Annotated in this window: 23 protein-coding genes; 15 read left to right on the top strand and 8 right to left on the bottom strand. The window is 45.4% G+C overall.

The window, feature by feature from the left end; all coding sequences use genetic code 11:
• Positions 1–73: 73 nt before the first annotated feature.
• Positions 74–1,210, bottom strand: a complete 1,137-nt coding sequence (locus tag ABDW33_RS19605; RefSeq protein ID WP_343691788.1) for a FecR domain-containing protein — start codon at positions 1,208–1,210, stop codon at positions 74–76.
• Positions 1,211–1,371: 161 nt separating this feature from the next.
• Here ABDW33_RS19605 and ABDW33_RS19610 point away from each other — a divergent pair, with 161 nt between their 5' ends.
• Positions 1,372–1,938 carry a sigma-70 family RNA polymerase sigma factor gene (locus ABDW33_RS19610; protein ID WP_343691789.1) on the top strand — a complete coding sequence of 189 codons (567 nt, stop codon included), beginning with the start codon at positions 1,372–1,374 and terminating at the stop codon, positions 1,936–1,938.
• 54 nt (positions 1,939–1,992) lie between these two features.
• Positions 1,993–2,391 carry a zinc ribbon domain-containing protein gene (locus tag ABDW33_RS19615; protein ID WP_343691790.1) on the top strand — a complete coding sequence of 133 codons (399 nt, stop codon included), beginning with the start codon at positions 1,993–1,995 and terminating at the stop codon, positions 2,389–2,391.
• Positions 2,392–2,567: 176 nt separating this feature from the next.
• On the opposite strand, the gene ABDW33_RS19620 is transcribed toward ABDW33_RS19615, so the two are convergent.
• Positions 2,568–5,045 carry a beta-L-arabinofuranosidase domain-containing protein gene (locus ABDW33_RS19620; protein ID WP_343691791.1) on the bottom strand — a complete coding sequence of 826 codons (2,478 nt, stop codon included), beginning with the start codon at positions 5,043–5,045 and terminating at the stop codon, positions 2,568–2,570.
• A 77-nt stretch (positions 5,046–5,122) separates the two neighbouring features.
• Between ABDW33_RS19620 and ABDW33_RS19625 the strand changes: the two genes are divergently transcribed.
• From ABDW33_RS19625 to ABDW33_RS19655, 7 genes are all read left to right on the top strand, one after another.
• Complete coding sequence (locus ABDW33_RS19625; protein WP_343691792.1) at positions 5,123–5,722, top strand: pseudouridine synthase; 600 nt, start codon at positions 5,123–5,125, stop codon at positions 5,720–5,722.
• Between the two features lie 141 nt (positions 5,723–5,863).
• On the top strand, positions 5,864–8,179 hold the full coding sequence (locus ABDW33_RS19630; RefSeq protein ID WP_343691793.1) for a family 20 glycosylhydrolase: 2,316 nt from the start codon (positions 5,864–5,866) through the stop codon (positions 8,177–8,179).
• A gap of 152 nt (positions 8,180–8,331) precedes the next feature.
• Positions 8,332–8,709 (top strand): SRPBCC domain-containing protein, encoded by a 378-nt coding sequence (locus ABDW33_RS19635; RefSeq protein ID WP_343691794.1) that lies wholly within the window; start codon positions 8,332–8,334, stop codon positions 8,707–8,709.
• Positions 8,706–9,176, top strand: a complete 471-nt coding sequence (locus tag ABDW33_RS19640; protein ID WP_343691795.1) for a hypothetical protein — start codon at positions 8,706–8,708, stop codon at positions 9,174–9,176. Before ABDW33_RS19635 ends, ABDW33_RS19640 begins: the two co-directional genes overlap by 4 nt.
• A 100-nt stretch (positions 9,177–9,276) precedes the next feature.
• Entirely contained in the window at positions 9,277–9,624 is a 348-nt protein-coding gene (locus ABDW33_RS19645; protein ID WP_343691796.1) for a hypothetical protein, read from the top strand.
• Between the two features lies 1 nt (position 9,625).
• Complete coding sequence (locus ABDW33_RS19650) at positions 9,626–9,991, top strand: hypothetical protein (protein WP_343691797.1); 366 nt, start codon at positions 9,626–9,628, stop codon at positions 9,989–9,991.
• 100 nt (positions 9,992–10,091) lie between these two features.
• Positions 10,092–10,571, top strand: a complete 480-nt coding sequence (locus ABDW33_RS19655) for a hypothetical protein (RefSeq protein WP_343691798.1) — start codon at positions 10,092–10,094, stop codon at positions 10,569–10,571.
• Between the two features lie 34 nt (positions 10,572–10,605).
• Here ABDW33_RS19655 and ABDW33_RS19660 read toward each other — a convergent pair whose 3' ends face one another.
• A complete protein-coding gene (locus ABDW33_RS19660) occupies positions 10,606–11,562 on the bottom strand; it encodes a DUF4421 family protein (RefSeq protein WP_343691799.1) in 957 nt (318 codons plus the stop codon).
• 80 nt (positions 11,563–11,642) lie between these two features.
• Between ABDW33_RS19660 and ABDW33_RS19665 the strand changes: the two genes are divergently transcribed.
• A complete protein-coding gene (locus ABDW33_RS19665; protein WP_343691800.1) occupies positions 11,643–12,200 on the top strand; it encodes a hypothetical protein in 558 nt (185 codons plus the stop codon).
• A 19-nt stretch (positions 12,201–12,219) separates the two neighbouring features.
• Here ABDW33_RS19665 and ABDW33_RS19670 read toward each other — a convergent pair whose 3' ends face one another.
• The 3 genes from ABDW33_RS19670 to ABDW33_RS19680 all read right to left on the bottom strand — a co-directional run bounded on the left by ABDW33_RS19670 (position 12,220) and on the right by ABDW33_RS19680 (position 14,326).
• Entirely contained in the window at positions 12,220–13,437 is a 1,218-nt protein-coding gene (locus tag ABDW33_RS19670) for an NAD(P)/FAD-dependent oxidoreductase (RefSeq protein ID WP_343691801.1), read from the bottom strand.
• 176 nt (positions 13,438–13,613) lie between these two features.
• Positions 13,614–13,859: a hypothetical protein gene (locus tag ABDW33_RS19675; protein ID WP_343691802.1), complete on the bottom strand. Its 246-nt coding sequence runs from the start codon at positions 13,857–13,859 to the stop codon at positions 13,614–13,616.
• Positions 13,860–13,876: 17 nt separating this feature from the next.
• Complete coding sequence (locus ABDW33_RS19680; protein WP_343691803.1) at positions 13,877–14,326, bottom strand: hypothetical protein; 450 nt, start codon at positions 14,324–14,326, stop codon at positions 13,877–13,879.
• A gap of 221 nt (positions 14,327–14,547) precedes the next feature.
• On the opposite strand from ABDW33_RS19680, the gene ABDW33_RS19685 reads away from it, so the two are divergent.
• On the top strand, positions 14,548–14,997 hold the full coding sequence (locus tag ABDW33_RS19685) for a hypothetical protein (RefSeq protein WP_343691804.1): 450 nt from the start codon (positions 14,548–14,550) through the stop codon (positions 14,995–14,997).
• Here the strand turns inward: ABDW33_RS19685 and ABDW33_RS19690 are convergent.
• Positions 14,986–15,456 (bottom strand): hypothetical protein, encoded by a 471-nt coding sequence (locus ABDW33_RS19690; RefSeq protein WP_343691805.1) that lies wholly within the window; start codon positions 15,454–15,456, stop codon positions 14,986–14,988. The genes ABDW33_RS19685 and ABDW33_RS19690 overlap by 12 nt on opposite strands.
• 150 nt (positions 15,457–15,606) lie before the next feature.
• Between ABDW33_RS19690 and ABDW33_RS19695 the strand changes: the two genes are divergently transcribed.
• Together ABDW33_RS19695 and ABDW33_RS19700 are read left to right on the top strand one after the other, a co-directional pair.
• Positions 15,607–16,359 carry a hypothetical protein gene (locus ABDW33_RS19695; RefSeq protein ID WP_343691806.1) on the top strand — a complete coding sequence of 251 codons (753 nt, stop codon included), beginning with the start codon at positions 15,607–15,609 and terminating at the stop codon, positions 16,357–16,359.
• 145 nt (positions 16,360–16,504) lie between these two features.
• Positions 16,505–17,251, top strand: coding sequence for an SGNH/GDSL hydrolase family protein (locus tag ABDW33_RS19700; RefSeq protein ID WP_343691807.1), 747 nt, complete (start codon positions 16,505–16,507; stop codon positions 17,249–17,251).
• A 529-nt stretch (positions 17,252–17,780) separates the two neighbouring features.
• Here ABDW33_RS19700 and ABDW33_RS19705 read toward each other — a convergent pair.
• On the bottom strand, positions 17,781–18,224 hold the full coding sequence (locus ABDW33_RS19705) for a YqgE/AlgH family protein (protein WP_343691808.1): 444 nt from the start codon (positions 18,222–18,224) through the stop codon (positions 17,781–17,783).
• Positions 18,225–18,317: 93 nt separating this feature from the next.
• Here ABDW33_RS19705 and ABDW33_RS19710 point away from each other — a divergent pair, with 93 nt between their 5' ends.
• Positions 18,318–19,172 (top strand): NAD(P)H-binding protein, encoded by an 855-nt coding sequence (locus ABDW33_RS19710; RefSeq protein ID WP_343691809.1) that lies wholly within the window; start codon positions 18,318–18,320, stop codon positions 19,170–19,172.
• Positions 19,173–19,180: 8 nt separating this feature from the next.
• A complete protein-coding gene (locus ABDW33_RS19715) occupies positions 19,181–20,086 on the top strand; it encodes a helix-turn-helix transcriptional regulator (protein ID WP_343691810.1) in 906 nt (301 codons plus the stop codon).
• Positions 20,087–20,238: the final 152 nt, after the last annotated feature.

Raw genomic sequence — 20,238 nt, forward strand, 5'->3', positions numbered from 1 at the left:
ATGTTTTTAAAGCAATAAGATCCCCTTTCCGGTGCAGTGTTTGCGCCGGTTGCAATGGTTTTAACAGATGATGTCAGGGCAATACCGTCAGCTCTCTTCCAGTTAGTTTGAAGTGGATGGTGCCGGTCAGTTCGATCATGCTGAGTACTTCCGAAATATTATCAAAACGTGAAACGGTGCCGGAGAAGATCTTCCCGGTCATGTCGCCCTGGTAGTTTACTTTTACGTCATACCAGCGTGCCAGTTTTCGCATAATGCTTTGTATGTTTTCATGGTCAAAAGTAAAGTAGCCGTTCTTCCAGGCAATAACTTCTTCCAGGTTAGCCTTGCAGGTGGTGATCTGGCTGCCGGAATCTTTTACCTGTGCCTGCATACCGGGTTTGAGTAACTGTTCGCCGGAGTGGTTGTGCACTTTGACAGCACCCTGCAGCAGGGTCACCTTACTTGTCGTTTCGTCTTTGTAAGCCATGACGTTGAAGTGTGTGCCCAGTACAGTGATGGTGTTGCCATTGAAGCTTACCTTAAATGGTTTGGATTCGTCTTTAGCAATTTCAAAATATACTTCCCCGCTTATTTCCACTGTCCTGTCATTGTTCCTGAAGGTGGTTGGGAATCGGAGAGATGAAGTGGCGTTCAGCCATGCTTTGGTGCCGTCTTCAAGTACGATCTGGTATTGTCCGCCGGTTGGGGTAGAGATCGTGCTCCAGGATGTTACATTCTTGCCCGTTTTGTCGTTGTATTCTATGAGTCCATTCTGAACCTGTTTAATTGTTACACCATTTTTTGTGGTCAGCGAGCCTGCCTGTGCGCTATCCAGTGTGATAGTGGAGCCGTCTGCAAGCGTCAGGAGAGCCTTGTTACTGCCGGGCGTTACCATGGTGGCCGCCATGGTTCTGAGCGCAGCGGGTGGCTGCAGTGTGTGGGGCTTGTAGATGGATGAAAGGACGATGACGAGGCCGGTAAAAGCTGCCGCTGCAGAGAGAATAGTGATCAGTGTCCTTGTTTTAGTTCGTTTTTTTGGACTGATCTCTTTTTCGAGCAGTGCATGTAATTCGTTTTCAATTGCGGCTTTGTCACCCATTTCAGGTGTCCACGGGTGGTCTTCCACTTCTGATTGGTCAGTATACTCCAACAACCGGATTTTCTCTTCGGCTGTAATGGTGCCGGATATCAGTTTTTCGTATAGCAGAAAGAATTCCCGTGGATGCATTTGTTTCATTTATAGGTACCTTATTATACAGGAGACCTTTTTCTGCATGCACACACATAAATCTGAGAAATTTTTTTTCGGGAGCAGGCGCATCTGAAAAAAGAAGAATAATCTCAGCCAAATTGCTACCTTTATCGCACACTACGTTATGTACATTTAATATGTCCTTACGCCATTTATCTGACCATGAACTTTGGGAGTCCATATTAAAGGGGGATCAGGCGGCCTTTTCTTTCTTCTTTAAGAAGCATTGGCAGTCAGTATATACAACTGTATATTTCCAACTAAAAGACAGGGAAGTCAGTAAAGAAATCACCCACGACATTTTCCTTAACATCTGGTTGAAACGGGAACATCTGGAAATATTGTCATATCCGGCTTATCTGAAAGCGGCGGGCAGGTATCATGTATACAGGCATTTAAAGAAAGAGAAGATAAAGCCGGTTCTCTATAATGAAGCTATCGGTGAATTAGATAATTATGCCGTGCAGAATGAAGGGGACCAGCAGTTGTCCTGTCAGGAGCTGGAGAACAATGTAGAAGAGGTTGTGAGTGCATTGCCGAAGCGATGCCGGGAGGTTTTCAACCTGAGCAGGCAGGAGCATTTGTCAAACGACCAGATAGCGGGGAAACTGGGTATTTCGAAGCGGACGGTCGAGAACCAGATTACTTATGCATTGCAACATCTAAGAACTATGCTGAAAGTGATATCTTTATTTTTGTTTTAGTTCTTTATATTGAGTGTTTGTAATTATCCTTACTCACTATAACATTTTATGCTTATGCATTGCAAACATTGTGTCAACCCCATTGACAATGACAGTAAGTACTGTGCTTATTGTGGTAAACAGGTATCACCCATTTCCCAGTTCCCTGATGAAAAAGACCTGATAGATAATGATCCTGTTCAGAGCGATCTTGGATTGATCATTGCTTTCTGTATCATGGCTGGTATTCGCATATGCTGGTATGTCATTAATATCATCGGTGAAAACAGCTCCCGGGACACCGCAATTCTTCTTAATAAGTTAATTACAAAACCGACTTTGGTTATCTTTTGGAGTGTACCCATGGTACTGGCCCTTTCTATCAGGTATAAAGCATTGAGCCGTATTTTACTGGTTGTGGGTGCTATTATACTCGGTATAACCGTCTATGATCAATTGCTGAAAGCTGGTTAAAAAGATACTTTTATAAATATTTTGTTGCGGGGTGGCTGGATTGGCCGGCCGGGTAAAGGCATATGATTGAGGGGCGGGTTTTAAGCCCGCATGGAAAAAGTATTTATTGTAGTCAATACCATTCCCCTTCCGGTAAGAGGGGGAATGGTATAAATTAGTATCGCCAGGGATTTTTATCATTGCACACTCCATTCATGGATACCTGATGAATTGTCTTTTGGTAACTGCACTTCTAATCTCAATGCAGTGGTGGTGACAGGTTCAAAAGAGACGCTGTTGTATTTGTCTTTTGCAATTTCGTAAGGTGTTTTGTTGACCACCGGTAACCATTCATCTCCTTTCTTATAGTATAGCTTCCATGATGCAGGAATGCGGCATCCTCCAAACGGGCCGTCATCATACCAGTATACTTTGGAGCTTGAAATGGTATATGCCTTGTCGAAATCGTATTGCACCCATTCCAGTGTATCCTTCATGGGCCACCAATGGAAGTACAGCGCGCTGTTGTCATGAGCATCTACCGGATCGTACTGATCGTTCAGTGCCATGAACATGCGTTTATTTTTTATGCTGGCGCTCACAGTGGCTTTAGAGGCAATGGTGGGGGCTGGTTTGGGTCTTGCAGCGGAAGCTTCGTAAGGGATCCATACAGTCATTTCGCTGGGACCACGGTTCGCCCATGCATAGTAAGGAATAGCCGTTACTTTTTGTTGGGAGGTGATCAGCGCATCGCTGTTCAGCTGCCGGCTGGATGAACTGCCTTCCATTTGCAGCACGGTGACACCATTCAGTAAATCTGGTTTGTAGACAGCAGCAACAGCCGCATTTTTATTCACGACGATATTTTGTACGGTTGCATCTTTATTATCCGGACCTTCCAGGCAATACATGATGGGGCCGCGTTCCAGGGCAAAGCGATTTTTGTCGGCAGCTACCTGATCGTTGGCAACGATTTTCTGTACACTCATTGGGAAGTTAACGCTTACTTTATCGCCGGAAACCCAGGTGCGATCAATCACCGCATACCCTTTCTCCATTTTGTAAGAAGCTGGTTTGCCATTCAGCAAAACGGTATACTTAGCTAAACGCGCGCTATCAGCATCCCGGTAGAGACCACCGGGCACCGGTACCCCTTTAGCCCATTCAGGAATGCGGATATGCAGGGCGAAACGAACGGCCTGACTGGTGGCGGTAGTGGTCACTGTTTGCGCCTTATTCGCAGTGTTGGTTTGTGATGTGGTGGTCGTCTCCACTTTAGCGGGTGCTACCAGGATGTCTACCTTTCCATCCCAGGGGTAGTTTGTGATCTGCTGGATAACGATAGGACCTCCGGGCAATTTGATGGAGGCGGTATTGCCCGCAAATAAATTTATATAGAGATTGTTTTGGTTCTGTGCGTAGATATACCCCGGCATGGAAGGCAGGAAGCGTGTCATATTTGAAATACAACATGCACAGCCAAACCACGCACTTCGCTGGTGTTGTCCCATAGACGCCAATGGGTTTGGATAGAAGAAACGGTCACCTGACAGGGAGACACCCGACAGCAAACCATTGTACAAAGTACGCTCGAGGATATCAATGTATTTTGAATCGCCATGCAACAGGAACATCCTGCTGTTCCAATACACATTAGCGATCGCCGCGCAGGTTTCTGCATAAGCACTCATATTCGGCAATTCATACGCCGCTCCAAATGCTTCTCCGTTACCAGTCGCACCAATACCTCCTGTGATGTATAGCTTCTTATCGACAACATCATTCCAGATATCATCGATCGCATGCAGGTATTGCTGATCTCCCGTCAATGCTGCTACATCCGCCATACCGGTATACATATAGGTTGCTCTTACCGCATGGCCTTTGGCCTCATGCTGGTTGATTACTTTTGTAAATGACTGGTTGTATTCCCCGCTATAGGGAGATCCCGGACCGCGTACATCCAGGAAAAATTTCGCCAGGTGCAGATAAGAAGTATCGCCCGTTACACGATATAATTTTGTCAACCCGGTTTCTACGATCTGGTGTCCCGGCCATTTTTCTTCTTTACCGTAACCAAAGGTTTTTACCAGCAGGTCGGCGTTTTTGATAGCGATATCCAGTAAGTTTCTTTTACCCGTAGCCTGGTAATGGGCGACTGCAGCCTCATACAGGTGCCCGGAGTTATACAGCTCATGACTCAGGTCTTCTTCCATCTCCCAGCGCTTTGTACCTATCCAGGCATGGGGATGGGTGGCATTCACTGTGCGGAAAGTATACAGGTAACCATCTTTTTCCTGAGCTGCGCCGATAATCGCAATCAGTGAGTCCAGGTACAGCTCCAGGGCAGGATTCTTTTTTACCTGCAAACCATATGAAGCGCCTTCAATCACTTTGTACAGATCTGTATCGTCGAAGGTATATTCCGTCATAGAATCTCCCGGAATGCTATGCGCCGCACGCCTGAAATTGTCTATGCGGCCCGTCTTCCTGCATTGTTCCAGTGTATAGGGGATCGTTACTTCCGCATTTACCCTGATCTTAGGGGCCCAGAAATTATCGGAGACATTTACCTGCGTGAAGGCCACAGGTTGTATGGGATAATCTTTTTTCACCTGTGCCTGGAGGGCTGTACAAAATCCAGTCGTTGCGATGATGAGTGTCTTAATCTTCATAGGGATGAAATTATTGATTCCCCAGAAAATGGGTTAAATAGATATTAATCAGATTTGCCTGTATATTAGCAGAATTTATGAACCGGTATTTCATTATCAATAAGCCTTACGACATGGTGTCGCAGTTCATAAGTCCTGACAAAGTACATCTTTTAGGCGAACTGGATTACGACTTTCCAGAAGGCACGCACGCTGTAGGCAGACTCGACAACCATTCTGAAGGTTTACTTATCCTTACTACCAATAAAAAAGTCACCCGTTTATTATTCGAAAGTGATCAGCCTCACAAACGTACTTACCTGGTAATGGTCGGCAAGATCATGAGCCAGGAAGCGCTGGAACAGCTGCGCAGCGGTGTCACCATCCGTATTAAAGGCGGGGTGGACTATGTAACGCCGCCCTGCGATGTGCAGATAGTAGAGAAGCCAGCAAACGTAGGTCCGCGTGCGCATGACCTGAAGGAGTACCTGCCAAGGACATGGATCACCATTACATTGACGGAGGGTAAATTCCACCAGGTAAGAAAAATGACGGCAGCTGTAGGCCATCAAACCAAACGACTGATCCGGATTTCGATAGAAGATCTGCTCCTGGGCGATCTGCAGCCGGGAGAAGTGAAGGAAATGGATGAGGCGACAATATTCAGGTTATTGAAGATCGGCGACAACGACATATAACAGCGAGTAACAGTTCTTTACGTATGGGAACGGGGTGCGCAATCCGCTAATATTACTCTATGATTTAGCAATATGGCATCAGTTTGGTGCGAATATTCTTGGTACTTTGCTGGCTTCCTTATCATGCTTTAAAAGTAAATTATGTTGAAAAAATGCAGGCTCACCTATGCATGGGTGCTGGGTACCTTGTTACTCTTTCAGGTAGCACGTGCACAGGATGCAGCACCTTCCCGTTACGGAATTATTCCTTATCCGCAACAGCTGGTGCCACAGGCAGGAGAATTTGTCATTACCACCAAAACGAAATTGGTAGTTACGGCCGGAAAAACGTTCAGCAATGAGGCGGCACAGTTACAGGCACTCATCAGGCAGGGGTTGGGACAGGCATTACCTGCAGGCACCGCAGCAGGTGCAGGTACGATTGTGCTGACCCTGAATGACCAGTTGGCGGGTGAAGAAGATTACACTTTGCAGATCAGTACGCAGCAGATTCAGATCGGAGCTAAAACGCCTACCGGTATGTTTCGCGCTATCCAGACCCTGCGTCAGCTGATGCCCGTAGCTGTAGAAGGTACAGCGGCTAAACTAACCAGGTTGTCCATTCCTGCGGCGGATATTACAGACCACCCGGCTTATGGCTGGCGAGGTATGCACCTCGATGTATCCCGTCACTTTTTCTCTATCGACTACCTGAAAAAGTTCATCAATGTGCTGGCATTGTACAAGATGAATAAATTTCATCTCCACCTGACGGATGACCAGGGGTGGCGGATTGAAATTAAGAAATATCCTTTGCTGACAGAAAAGGGAGCATGGCGCGAGTGGAACAACCAGGACTCTGCCTGTATGGAGAAAGCCAAAACCAATCCGGATATGGCGATCGACGCTTCCCACATCATTCATAAAAATGGCAAAACCCTTTATGGTGGTTTCTATACCCAGGCACAGATGAAGGACCTGATTGCCTATGCAGCAGCCCGTCATATTGAGATCATCCCGGAGATCGATATGCCGGGTCATATGATGGCAGCGATCAGGGAATATCCTTTCCTGAGCTGCCAGGGTGGTGTAAAGTGGGGTAAATTATTCACCACACCGATCTGCCCTTGTAAGGAATCTACTTTCGAATTTGCCGAGAATGTATTTACCGAGATTGCAGCTTTATTCCCTTCTCAATACATCCACCTGGGAGCTGATGAAGTAGATAAATCTACCTGGGAGCACTTTGACGGCGTGCAGGAATTCATGAAGGAGCACAATATCAGGGATGTGGATGAGTTGCAGAGTTACTTTGTGAAGAGAATGGAGAAATTCTTCAATTCCAAAGGAAAGAAGCTGATCGGCTGGGACGAGATCCTGGAAGGTGGTGTGAGTCCTACCGCGATGGTGATGTACTGGAGAAGCTGGGTACCTTCAGCGCCTATACATGCGGCTAAGAATGGTAACTATGTGATTATGACGCCGGGTAATCCGTTATATTTCGATGGTATTCCTGACAGGAACTCTATTGCTAATGTATACAACTTTGAACCGGTTCCAAAAGGACTGACCGCCGAAGAAGGTAAATTTATCATTGGTGCGCAGGCGAATATCTGGACAGAAATGATCCCTTCCGAAAAGCGTGCGGACTTCATGTACATGCCACGTATGACGGCATTGTCTGAAGTGCTGTGGACACATCGGCCTGACTTTGAAGGTTACTCTCAGCGCCTGATGACCCAGTACAAACGCCTGGATGCGCTGAAAGTAAATTACCGGATGCCTGACCTGGATGGCTTCACAGAAGAAAACGTGTTTGCAGGTAAAACCAAACTGCAGATCGCGAAGCCTTCTCCTGACATGACGATCCGCTATACTACAGATGGTACGGCGCCTACAGTGAAGTCGCCCGAATTGCCGGCTGATTATATTATTCCGGGCAAGATCTCCCTGCGTATTGCGGCATTCAAACCCAATGGTGTACATGGTGAGATCTATACCCTGAACTATAAACCGCAGACATTCTTCAAACCGACGGAAGTGAGTGGTTTACAACAGGGCCTGAAGCTGAACTATTTCAATGAGGGTTCCAGAAGTGTGACTACCCTGAAAGATACGCCTGATAGTACCGGTTTTGTCAACAATGTGATCATGCCTGATAGTATGGGACATGGTGGCAGGGCCTTTGGGGCTACGCTTAAGGGCTTTATCAATGTACCGGAGACGGCGATCTATAGTTTCTTCCTGACCGCCGATGATGGGGCAAATCTGTATATTGACGGGGAGAAGGTAGTAGACAATGACGGCTGGCATGCACCCTTGCAGAAGAGCGGGCAGATTGCGCTGCAGAAAGGGTTGCACCCTATAGAAGTGAAGTTTGTAGAAGGAGGCGGCGGCTATACATTGAAGCTGGAATACCGGGTGAATGGGGGTAAGATCGGACGAATACCGGATGAATGGTTGCAGGTAGCAAAATAAGTTTTTCGAAAAACGGGTAGCATTACAGTTACCCGTTTTTTTTGTATTAGTACCATTCATCTGGGGTGAAAAGGAAGGGAAGTGGTATTTGTTTGCAAAAACCTGTGTGCTAAGAATCGTTATTGCCACAGAAAAGGTAGTTTTGCAGGATTATGAAGGATTACAAAAAGCACTTTATCGTACCGGCACCTCCCGAGGAGTTGTACAAGGCATTGACCAACCAATATACCATACAGTTATGGTCGGGTGAGCCAGCGGAGATGTCTGCCGAGGCAGGCACGGAGTTTTCTCTCTGGGGAGACAGTATTGTGGGCATGAACCTGGAATTTGAGGAAGACAGGAAGATTGTGCAGGAATGGTATTTCGGGGACCAGGAGGAAGATTCAATAGTGACGATCATTCTTCATCCCAACAAAAAAGGAACGGATGTGGAGCTGAAGCATACTAATATTCCTGATGAGGCTTACGAAGACATCGTGGACGGCTGGAATGAAGCTTATTTTGGTGCACTGGTTGATTTCTATTCATGAAGCCAGCCACTATCAGCGAATTGAAAAAGGAATTGCAGGCGTTGCCACCGGCCAGACTGATGGAAGTGTGCCTGCGCCTGGCGAAATTCAAGAATGATAATAAGGAGTTGCTATCTTACCTGCTATTTGAAGAAGGCGATTTACAGGGGTACATAGCAGCAGTGAAACTGGAAATGGATGAAGCCTTTGCGGCACAGCCCAGGACGAATCTTTACTATGTAAAAAAGCATTTAAGGAAGATCCTTAGGGGGGTGAGCAAGCAGATTAAATACACGGGGTCGAAGGTAGCTGAGATCGAACTGCTACTGTATTTTTTAATGAAGATTAAAAAAGCGGGGATAAAAGTGGGGGAGAGCCCGGCATTAACTACTATTTACCTGGGCCAGATCAAGAAGATAAAAAAGGCCATTGAAAGTCAGCATGAAGATCTGCAGTATGAGTATACAAAAGAATTAGAGCGGTTATAAATTGATTAGCAGGCAGTTGCCTGCTTTTTTATTCTTTAGTGCGTACTAAACTTTCAGAATATTTTGAAAATACGATATTGTTTAGTAGGTTTGTGCTGTTATGAATATCCTTGCATATATCATTTACCTGTTCATTACTTACCTGGTCACTGTCAGGGTAGGATTTCTCTTTTTCCGGAATGGCCGGGTGTACATATTGGGGTTGTTGAAGGGGGATGTTTCTCTGACGGACTTCATCAATAAGATCTTATTGGTGGGCTATTACCTGGTGAACCTGGGGTATGCGGCGGTTATGATCAGTTGCTGGAGCGAGGTACATAACTGGCTGGAGATGCTGACGAGTATTACGACAATGACGGGCAGGATCTTACTCACGTTGTCGGTCATGCATTATATCAATATGGCTTTGATTTTACTGATAAAAAATCATCACTTTAAAACCTTATAATATGAACTTCATTGCTTATCTCATTTACCTTCCTGCAGTTATATTAGTGACATGGTATGTAGCGCGTACCCTTTTCAAAAATGGGCGGGTGTTTATGCTGGATATTTTTCATGGCAGGGAAGACATTGCGGTGGCGACGAATAAACTCTTTGAAACGGGGTTTTATTTGTTGAATCTTGGTTTTGCATTTTACATTATGCAAATCACGCAGCTGGTGGCGACAAACAGGAGCCTGATGGAGGTATTGAGCGTGAAGATTGGCGGGTTTTGTATTTATTTGGGTGTGATGTTGTTCTTCAATTTGTATTTATTTTTCAGGGGCAGGAAAAGTGCGAAACGTACCACACCGCCATTGGTTATAAAATAAGCTGGCTGCCGGTTTGTTAACGCTTTGCTAAAATCTTTTGACCATTAAATTTTTCCTTTCAACCGTAGTCTAATAACTATAAAAAAGAAAAGGAGGAGTCATGAAAAAGATAATAATTGCGTTAACGATGACAGTAATGACCACAGGTGCCTTTGCAATGGGTCCTGGACATGGTTATGGCGGTTTCCATGGTGGCGGTCGTACGACCATCATTTATGGTGGTGGTTTCTACAGCCCGTTTTATTCACCATTTGGCTGGGGTTTTGGGTACGGATATCCTTACCCTTACTACGCTGCTCCTTATCGTCCTACAAAACTGGATATGCAGGTGATGGACATTAAAAATGACTATGCAGACAGGATTTCTTCTGTGAAAATGGACAGGGATCTGAGTGGGAAGGAAAGGAGACAGGAGGTAAGGCAGTTAAAGAGAGAGCGTGACCAGGCGGTGTATGAAGCCAAGCGGAATTACTACAAGCAGGGTATGGAGCGCAGGCAGCAGCAGATGCAACAGCAACAGCAATCACAGCAACAGCCGCAATCACAGCCACAAACTCAGCCTGAAACGCAACAGCAATAAAAGTCTTAAAAGCCGCAAGCAATTGCGGCTTTTTTTATAAGATACCGAGAAGTTTCCTGGGCAGGTGGGCAAACCGGTAACCGACTGTCAGGCTCAGGTTCCAGTCTGTCCGGTGCATATCTTTTACCAGCAGGTTCGTATTGAGATTTTCCCAGGAGGCGTTGAGGTAGGCGTAGTATTTGGCGCCGTTATACCCGGCATTGATGGTACCCTGGATATCAGTGACGGCCTGCAGGCGGGTATTTTTGGTGTTTATTTCGTGCAGGGCACCGGCGCCCATGGTAATAGCCGGGCCAATGATCCACTTGTGGTTGCCCAGCACGATATTGTGGGTGTAACCGCCCTTAAAAACCAGCGAAAGCCACGAGGGATTGGAAGAAAGCAGGTTGTAGGTCAGCGAGTCCTTAATCAGATGCGGTGTTGGTTTTTTCCACCTGATCTGGTGCCAGAGTGGGGTAGCTACCAGGAACACCGAGCCTGCGGATTGCAGCTGTTGTTCTGAAAAGGAAGAAGCTGCTTTATAAGAATATTTTTTGTGATTGATATAATAGAAGATATCCAGCCCTGCATTCGTAAAATCGATGCCCTGGAAGGCTTCGTATCCCTTATGGTCGTGGTCGGGGATCAATAGCCCGTTATAGGCGTTATAGAACGGTTCTATGCTTACTGCATGGCTGCCAAACTGCATCCTGATGAGGCGGTAGTGATATGTGCCCTTATTGTCCAGCTCTGTACCGGGTATATTGACAGAATATTGGAGGTAAAGCCATTTGTAGCTGATGTCTCCGCCGATGTAGCCACTGCTGTTCACTGCCAGTTTGTAGTTGCTTTGCCGGTGTCTGCGCGTACGGAATTTAAATGTGGTGCTGTAGGTACCGCCATACAGCTCAACCGTATTTTTCCTTGGGAACGATTGGATGTAAGCTGAATCTGTTTTTTGAGCACACAGTGTTGCAGGTAAAAAGAGTAACAGCAAAAGGTAACGCCACATGATTTTAGAACAATGGTAATCAGTAAAAGGTTTTTTCCTGAAAAATGTTTAAGTTTCTACCCGATTTTAACAACTAAACTATGAAATTAAAACTCAGACATTGTCTGCTGGCATTTATAGCCCTGCCAGCCTTCGGACAAAAATCAAATTTTCACTTCGTGAGCTCAAAAGCGCAGCAGATCAACATCAATAAGGGAACCATTTTTGTAAATGGTAACCGTGCTTTTCTGCTCAGCAATGGTGCAGAATTTTTAGATAGCAGGCGCAATAAGCTCATTGAAAACGGAGGCAATGTATTTTTATTTCTGGAAGTAAATCGCAAGGCGGACGTTAAAGATCTGATAATTTTCAGCGTGAACAATTCAAAGGTTGATTCTATTGCGAATGTGGTGTCTTCTGATATCAGGGATTACGACCACGACCAGTTGATGGAAGTAGGTGGTGCGTACAATGTAGTTCCTTATCCCTCTCCTGATTCAGTATATTATGTGCCGTACATTTACTATGAGATCAATAAAGGTAGAGTCATACTGGATGAAGAATACAATGAGAAGGTGAATAAAAAGAAATACGGGGTGTGGTTGAAAGACCTGATCGTGGATGGTCAGTACAAGGTGATTCCAAAGCCAAAGCATTGATAAAATTAAAAAGCCCCCTTTAGACCTGGGGGCTTTTTATTTTATGAGCAGTTTCTCTTCCGCTGTGTAATGCGGCTTCTACTGTTCCCGGGCTATCCCCGGAGTACAGTGCCTCCCCGGCAAAGTAAAGGGTATTGGCTACAGGTGTTGTCAGTACGGCTTTGGCACTTTCTGACGATGGCATCCCGTATGAATACCCACCATGTATGCCTTGCTCTGTTGACCAGTTGTGAACAAAACCCTGATCCAGCAGTTCAGCTGTGTTGGGTTCATTGAAAATTTTAGCAAGCGCATGCAGGGCTCTTTCCAGTAAGTCTGTCTGTGAGCCGGCTGCCCTGGGGCCTCCCATCCACCCGGTAAGGACTAGACTATTTTCAGATTGTGTCCACCACACAGGCACTTCTTCATCACTCAGTACAAAGCCAATGTCTCTCTTCCAGAAGGCCTGTTTAAAGAGCAGGTTAAATTTGATCACGGTTCCCCACCCGATTTGCTTTGCTGCTGCTGTATATGCAGGCAATGCCGGGGAGAATTGTATGCTTTCATTTTGAAGCATATTGATAGGAACTGTGATGAGTACTTTGCTTGCTGTATAGGTTTTGTCCTGGGTTTTGATGGTGACGTGTCCCGGTTCCCAGGAGATGTGTTGTACGGTCTGATTGGTGATCAGTTCAATATCTTTTCGCAGGTAATTAATGAGGGTGGTATACCCGTTGTCTATTCTATAATTGGTGCCCTGTTCCAGTGTCCATTCATCATAGAGGTATTTCACGCTTACCTTGTCGAGGTCTGCCAGGTCATATCCTTCCACGTAGCCGCTGACGTGTTCACGTAGTGCGGCATATTGCGCGGCTGGATAGTATTGATCCAGCAACTGCTGCATAGTTGTAGCTGCCGGGGCCTTGCCCATGTGACCGAGCAGTTGGTCCCAGTCTTCAATCCATGCTTCTTCCTGTTTGAGTTCACCGTTTTCGGCAAGGTACATATCACCATTGATGGGCGTGTAAGGAATACCCGCTTCTTTCAGTAAAGAAAGTGTAATGGGTAGTTCGCCATGCACGAATTCGGCGCCGGTTTCAATGTGAATACCCGGAGCAGGGTAGTGGGTGGTTGTTCTTCCACCTGCTTGCGGACGAGCTTCCAGAACGGTTACTTTATATTGATCGGAGAGTTCTTTGGCTGCAATAAGGCCGGCGGCACCGGCACCTATGATGATGATTGTTGTTTGTGCTGACATGATGTAAATGTAAGGTTTTCGAAGCAGGAGCGATGCTGAGATTAAAAGGGAATTAGAACAGGACTGTTTGGGTTGTTCCCGGGTATCAGGCGGCGGCGACTGCATTGATTACATCCCTGGCATAACAGCGTTTCCTGGCATACCTATGGCTGGCGGGAGGTATTGCAGCTGATTGATCAGCAGTGAGTAGGCAGTGGGATATTATTCACATCAACAAGAGAGTCAAGCCTCAGTACCAGGCCATTTTCAAGGCGCATATATTCTACTTTATCGAGCACGAACAGATCGGCTATGCGGGACGACACTTCCTGTGTTTGCCCGTCTTCTGATCTGAAACGGATGAGACAGATAGTACGCATTGTCGCCCAGGCCTCAAGGCGGTCATAATAATCGCAGTTGATGGGTTGGTAGGTATTATTCATGCATTAAAGATAATTATTTACAGGCTATAAACCAGGTACCAGGCCTGCATAGTCGCATTATCATACCAGAGGTACTCCTGGTCTTCAAAGTCTTTACCGCACTTATACGGACGGATTTTGCTCATTTTATCTCTATCCCACCAGCTAATATTATCTGCGAATACCAATCCTTCTTCTGGTTCGTGCGCCTGCACCATATGCTTGTCTGCCACTATTTTTTGCAGGTCGGCCGGACTACAGTTGAAGCTGAGCAGCTCCTTGTAATCAGCGCCTAAATAATCTGTATACACTTTCAGGTTTGTATAGGTCACATGCTGAAATCTTCTTGCAAAAACCTGTTTATCATTTTCAACGGGCAGCACTTTTTCAATCGCAGCATTTTTTGCCTGGGATAATTTGTGTTTGATTCGATGGCAGGAACAGCAGACAGTTACAAACAGGATCAGGGATACAATTCTGGATGTCATTTTTCAATTAAGTTATTTCACAAATATAACCGGGCCTTGTTAAATACTACTTTAAACGTACATCAATTTGTTAAATTTTAACAATTCTACCCATGAGCTGTAACATTTTCAATTCTAGGCACCTGTAGTTGTAAGTATTCATAAATTATAACATTTTATAAAGAAATGCTCTGCCGGGAGCTTTTTATCTTTACACCACATTACCCTAATTAACTGTATATATGTGTCGATATGGATATTCCGTATACAAGCCACACTATGCTTGTTTTAAATGCCGGAAGACTTTTAAAAGACGTATTTCTGACGACTGTTCCTGCTCCGGAACGGGGGGGCATGCACATGCTAAACTGGCCAGGTGCCCGGATTGCGGGGAGTTGATGGCAGACATGGGCATGGACTTCGAAGCGCCTGGAAAAGGCAAGATCAAAGCATGGGAACACTTACGGTTGTTATACTCAGTGGGCATGGCCTATCACTCGTGTGGCTGCTCGGGACCAGGGTATGTTCCTAATACCAAAGAAGGGATGATCTCGCATCTCAATGGCTTGATTACCATTTACAATGGTGAGTTGCAACAGTTGCGACAGGAAAGCAACAAAGAAAGAGAAGAAGCCAAAGGCTATTGGATGGGGAAAATTAAATTGTTAGAGCAGCGGATCTCACTGCTTTAAGCGGACGACTGTGACCTGACAGTTTGTTAATTCTTCCGTAATTATTTCACTGATTTCATTCCAGTTACCCCCGGCAAGACCGGCTCCGATCAAAGGCATACCAATATGTCCGCCTTTGAACCGGCTATTGATTGCCTGCATGCAATGCCTGAAAGCTACCGGGTCGAAAGGTTTTTCGCCCCTGTAGTCATATTGTGTATAGGCGTTGATGATAGTCAGCGGTTGTTGATTGGACAGGGTTACTGTCTGGTAGTCTATTTTACCAAGTTTTGTCCGGTCACCCTTGTATTGCTTTGCTTCAAGGGGAAATTTGTCAGCGCCAAAAGCTTTGGCTACCAGGGGGGCAATGCCTTTTTTCTGGGTACAAAAGCAGTTACAGCCGTGTACAATGGCATCAAATTTTCCGGCTTTCGCCTCGACGATCAAATCGCCTTCGATGTAAGTGATTGGGGTATTCATTCGTTAAATTTTGCGGCGCGAAGATACAAAATCCGGAAATCAGGACAAGAGATACCACGAGCTTATACAGTGAGCTGGCTGCTGCTGGTTTGTGAATGCCGGTAATCATTTGTGGGGCCGGAATGTCATAATCCTGCTGTCAGATCTTTTATGTCAGGTGGTGAAAAGGATAGCTGTTATCCGGAAGCATTGGGAATGTATCTGATAAAGAAAGTACATTACATCCGGTTTATAAATACGGAGTTCCCTGTAGAGATGAAGAATGACATCAGGGAAATAAATTTTAAAAAGCAGTCGCCAATGGCATGGAATAAGTATTACGTTCTTATAAAGGGGGCAGGAGTGAAGGATGTGGAAGACTTTTTATTGCAGGAACTTGCACCTGATAAGGAAGTCAATTTGTTTGATACGAATACGCCTCAAACATTATTCGCAGGGGAATATAACGGGTGCCTGATCCTGGTAGAAAAGGCACTCCCTTTTGAGTTTTTTGATGTGGTACTACACCCCCGGGCAAAAGCATTGGTAGAAAGATTCCCGGAGGCAGAGATAGGGGCCCTGCTGCAGCACTCAACCGTAGGGGAATATGGCTATACCCTGATCAAAGGGGGAAAACGCATACGCGCCAAACACGGCTCAGAGGAATCGGTTTATTTTGAACTCGGCTCCCCGCTGCCGGAAGAGCAGGAATCCCCAGATGATCCTTTATTTGAAGAGGAAGAACTGGAGGAGATGCGGGAAGACGGTTTGTCAGAACGGGAAATCCGGGAAATCGTGCGGTTCGAAAGAGATGTTCGCGTACCGGGAAAACTGTTAAAACGCTTCTTCGGTGTTGTCTTTAATGAGCTGGATCCAGTTTTGGTAAAACTGACAAGGTACAGGAGGAGGGTAGAAGAGTTGTAGAGATCGGTTTTGAGACGCATGATGAAGAGCTCATGAATAAAAATTATTAATACATAGTTTTTCCGGATAAATTAATTTTATTCTGTATGCGGTGTAACATGAACATGTGATGGGGCATTTTAGGGGCTGCGATAACTTTGCAGCTGTGAAACATTATCTATACACCATCATTGTGTTGGGGACCTTTTTGATTGCATGTAGCAAAACTGAAAATGCTGACCCCCAAAACCCAGGGACTAACCCGCCTACACCTACTAACCCGGTAGGTACGAAACCAGATTCTGCCAGAATTGTTATCATGGGATCTTCTACTGCTGCCGGTATGGGCGCAACACCTGTTGATTCTTCGTGGGTAAACAGGTTGAAACAGGCGACAAAGGAGAATAAGCGGATATTGACTTATTATAACCTCGGTATTGTAGGACTTACTACTTATCAGGGTATTCCGAAAGGATATACCAAAGAGGGCCGTCCTGCCACGGATACCAATCATAACGTTACAGCAGCATTGTCTTTCCGGCCTTCGCTGGTAATCATGTCTTATCCTACAAATGATGTGGCCAATGATTATTCAGACGATGAGATCATGGATAATTATGCATTGATCACCCACCTGCTGGATTCAGCAAAGGTGAAGTATATTATTTTTGGCACTCAACCGCGGAACTTTAAGGACGAGGCGCATAGAACAAGGTTAAAGACCCTGAATGAAAAGATGAAGCTGGCTTATGGTGCACACATGGCCAATGTGTATGATACCCTGGCAGCGGCGGATGGAACGATCAAAGCAAGTGTGTCGTATAGCGACGGTATTCACCTGAATAATACAGGGCATAATATCCTGTACCAGTTGATAGCGGGGCACGCGGATTTTCAGGGGGTAATTAAGTAGAGATTTCGGTAGTGTTGGTAATAGTTTAGCTGTGTGCTACTTGCGATTTGCCCTGATCTCGGAAATGAAAGCTGGTAGGTATTATAATACACGATTAGTTAATTAAAGATTTCGGAGTTGTTGGTAACAGTCTGGCTGTGTTCAGCTTCTGATTTGCCCTGATCTCGGACATGATGGCTGGTAGGTATTATAATACACGATTAGTTAATTAAAGATTTCGGAGTTGTTGGTAACAGTCTGGCTGTGTGCTGCTTGCGATTTGCCCTGATCTCGGAAATGAAAGCTGGTAGGTATTATAATACACGAGTAGTTAATTAAAGATTTCGGAGTTGTTGGTAACAGTCTGGCTGTGTGCTGCTTGTGATTTGCCCTGATCTCGGACATGATAGCATGTTAGTTATTATAATACACGGGTAGTTAATTAAAGATTTCGGAGTTGTTGGTAACAGTCTGGCTGTGTGCTGCTTCTGATTTGCCCTGATCTCAGACATGATAGCTGGTAGGTATTTAATATCCGTGCAGGGTGTAATTAATTAAAGATTTCGCCAGTATCAGTAACAGTCCAGCTACCTTCTGCAACTTCTGCTTCCAGTTCGCCCTGATCCCAGCCACAATAGCCTATAAATATCTTGATATCCCGGCTGGTCAGGTTGCGTTGATTGATATGTGCAACGGCAGATTTAAAATCTCCCCCATAGTATACTTTTTCTATAACAGGCGTACCACCGGGAATCAGATCCGGCCGTTGATGTACAAAGAAAAGATGTTCCTGGTCCACAGGTCCTCCCTCATATAAAGGGAAGGGAATACCCCGTTTAAATTCTTCCAGTTCTGTCAGTCCCCTGGGAAATGGACGGTTGATAATAAACCCCATGGCTCCTTTGGCGTTATGCTCCGTGAGAAAGATAACCGCGTCTTCAAATATGCTATCATCCAATAGCGAACTGGCGTGTATGAACTGACCTGCTTTCATTTCGTAAAGTTACAGGATTTGGCTACAAGTAGTCCGTATCTGGCTACGTCCACTTTTAGGGGGGCCGATACCTTTGTGTAAAATCACAATTGTATGAAAGTCGTAGTTACAGGATCATTAGGTAATATCAGTAAACCACTCACCATTTCGTTAATCGAAAAAGGATATGATGTCACGGTAATCAGCAGCGATGCGGGAAAAGCAGCAGCCATTGCTGCACTGGGCGCTAAGCCTGCCATTGGCAGCCTGGAAGATGGCGCTTTTCTCTCAGCCACATTCAAAGGCGCAGATGCAGTGTACTGCATGATCCCATTCAATATGACAGCGCCGGATCAATTCGCCTATTTTTCCAATATCGCTACCAATTATGTAGCGGCTATCAAAGTCAATGGCATCAAAAGGGTGATCAACCTGAGCGGATGGGCAGCAGAGGTAATGAAAGAACATAACGCGGAGAGATATTTCAACAACCTCTCCGATGTGAATGTGACACATTTAAGACCGGGTGCTTTCTACTCTAATTTTTATGGGTTCGCTGGTATGATAAAGACATACGGTATGATCGTGTCCAACTATGGCGGTGACGACCTCATTGCTTTTGTTGCTCCTGAAGATATTGCAGATGTAGTGGTGGAGGAACTGGAAATGCCTGCACAGGGGATAAAAATACGTTATGTTGCCAGTGATGAACTTACCTGTAATGACGCCGCCCGGATATTAGGCACAGCCATTGGCAAACCTGACCTGCAATGGCCGGCATTGCCTTCAGCGCAGGTACAGCAGGGACTGGAAAGCATGGGAATGCCGAAAGACCTGGCCACTATGCTGGTAGCAATGCAGGCAGCGCAGCATACCGGGGAAGTTCAGGAAAGGTACTTTGCGCATCGACCCGTATTAGGCAAGAGAAAACTGAAGGATTTCGCACCTTTATTTGCGGCAGCGTATTAAATTTGGATATGCAACCATACCACGTAAAATCCATCAGCGAATTACACCAGTTAAGGGGCCTGCCTATGGCAGGCCATCCATTAATCAGTGTGGTGCACCTGGATACGATCAAAGAAGTGCCGGTATTTGAACCCAAGGTGCTGATGGTCGATTTTTATCTCATCGCACTGAAACAAGGCTTTGGAAAAAAGGTGAAGGTAAAATATGGGCAGCAGGAATATGATTTTGATGCGGGCGTATTGTCCTTTATGGCACCGGGGCAGATCTTTGGAATGGAAATAGATGCACAGTTACTGCTGGAAGCAAGAGGATGGATGCTGATGGTACATCCTGATCTGCTCTGGAATACACCGTTGGCAAAGAAAATGCGGCAGTATAGGTTTTTTGATTACGCAGTCAATGAAGCGTTGTTTTTGTCAGACAAAGAAGAAAGTACGTTGATTCACCTGGTGAATAGTATTCAGCAGGAAAGTGTGGCAAACATTGATGCCTTCAGCCATAATATTATTATCTCTCTGCTGGAATCATTATTAAATTATTCAGAAAGGTTTTACCAGCGGCAGTTTTTGACAAGGAGAAAGAGTAGTCATCAGTTGCTTGAGCAACTGGATACGTTATTAGAAGAACATCTGAACACACAACAGCGATTACCGACGGTCAATAAGTTAGCCGCGCAGCTGCATGTTTCCGCAGATTACCTGAGTGGGATGCTAAAGGCATTGACAGGGTTAAGTACGCAGCAGCATATACATCAAAAGCTGATAGAGAGGGCGAAGGTGCAGTTGTCTACGACAACATTGTCCGTGAGTGAGATTGCTTACCAGCTGGGCTTTGGGCATCCGCAGTCGTTTAGTAAATTGTTTAAGACAAAGACGAGTTTATCCCCGCTGGAATTCAGGCAATCGTTTTCGTGAATTAGTAGATTGTTTAAGACAAAGTCGTGTTTATCTTTGGTGGAGTTCAGGCAATCGTTTTCGTGAACTAGTAAATTGTTTAAGACAAAGACACGTTTATCTTCGGTTGAATTCAGGCAATCGTTTTCGTGAACTAGTAAATTGTTTAAGAC

Source organism: Chitinophaga sp. (genome assembly GCF_039596155.1).
Taxonomy (GTDB): Bacteria; Bacteroidota; Bacteroidia; order Chitinophagales; family Chitinophagaceae; genus Chitinophaga.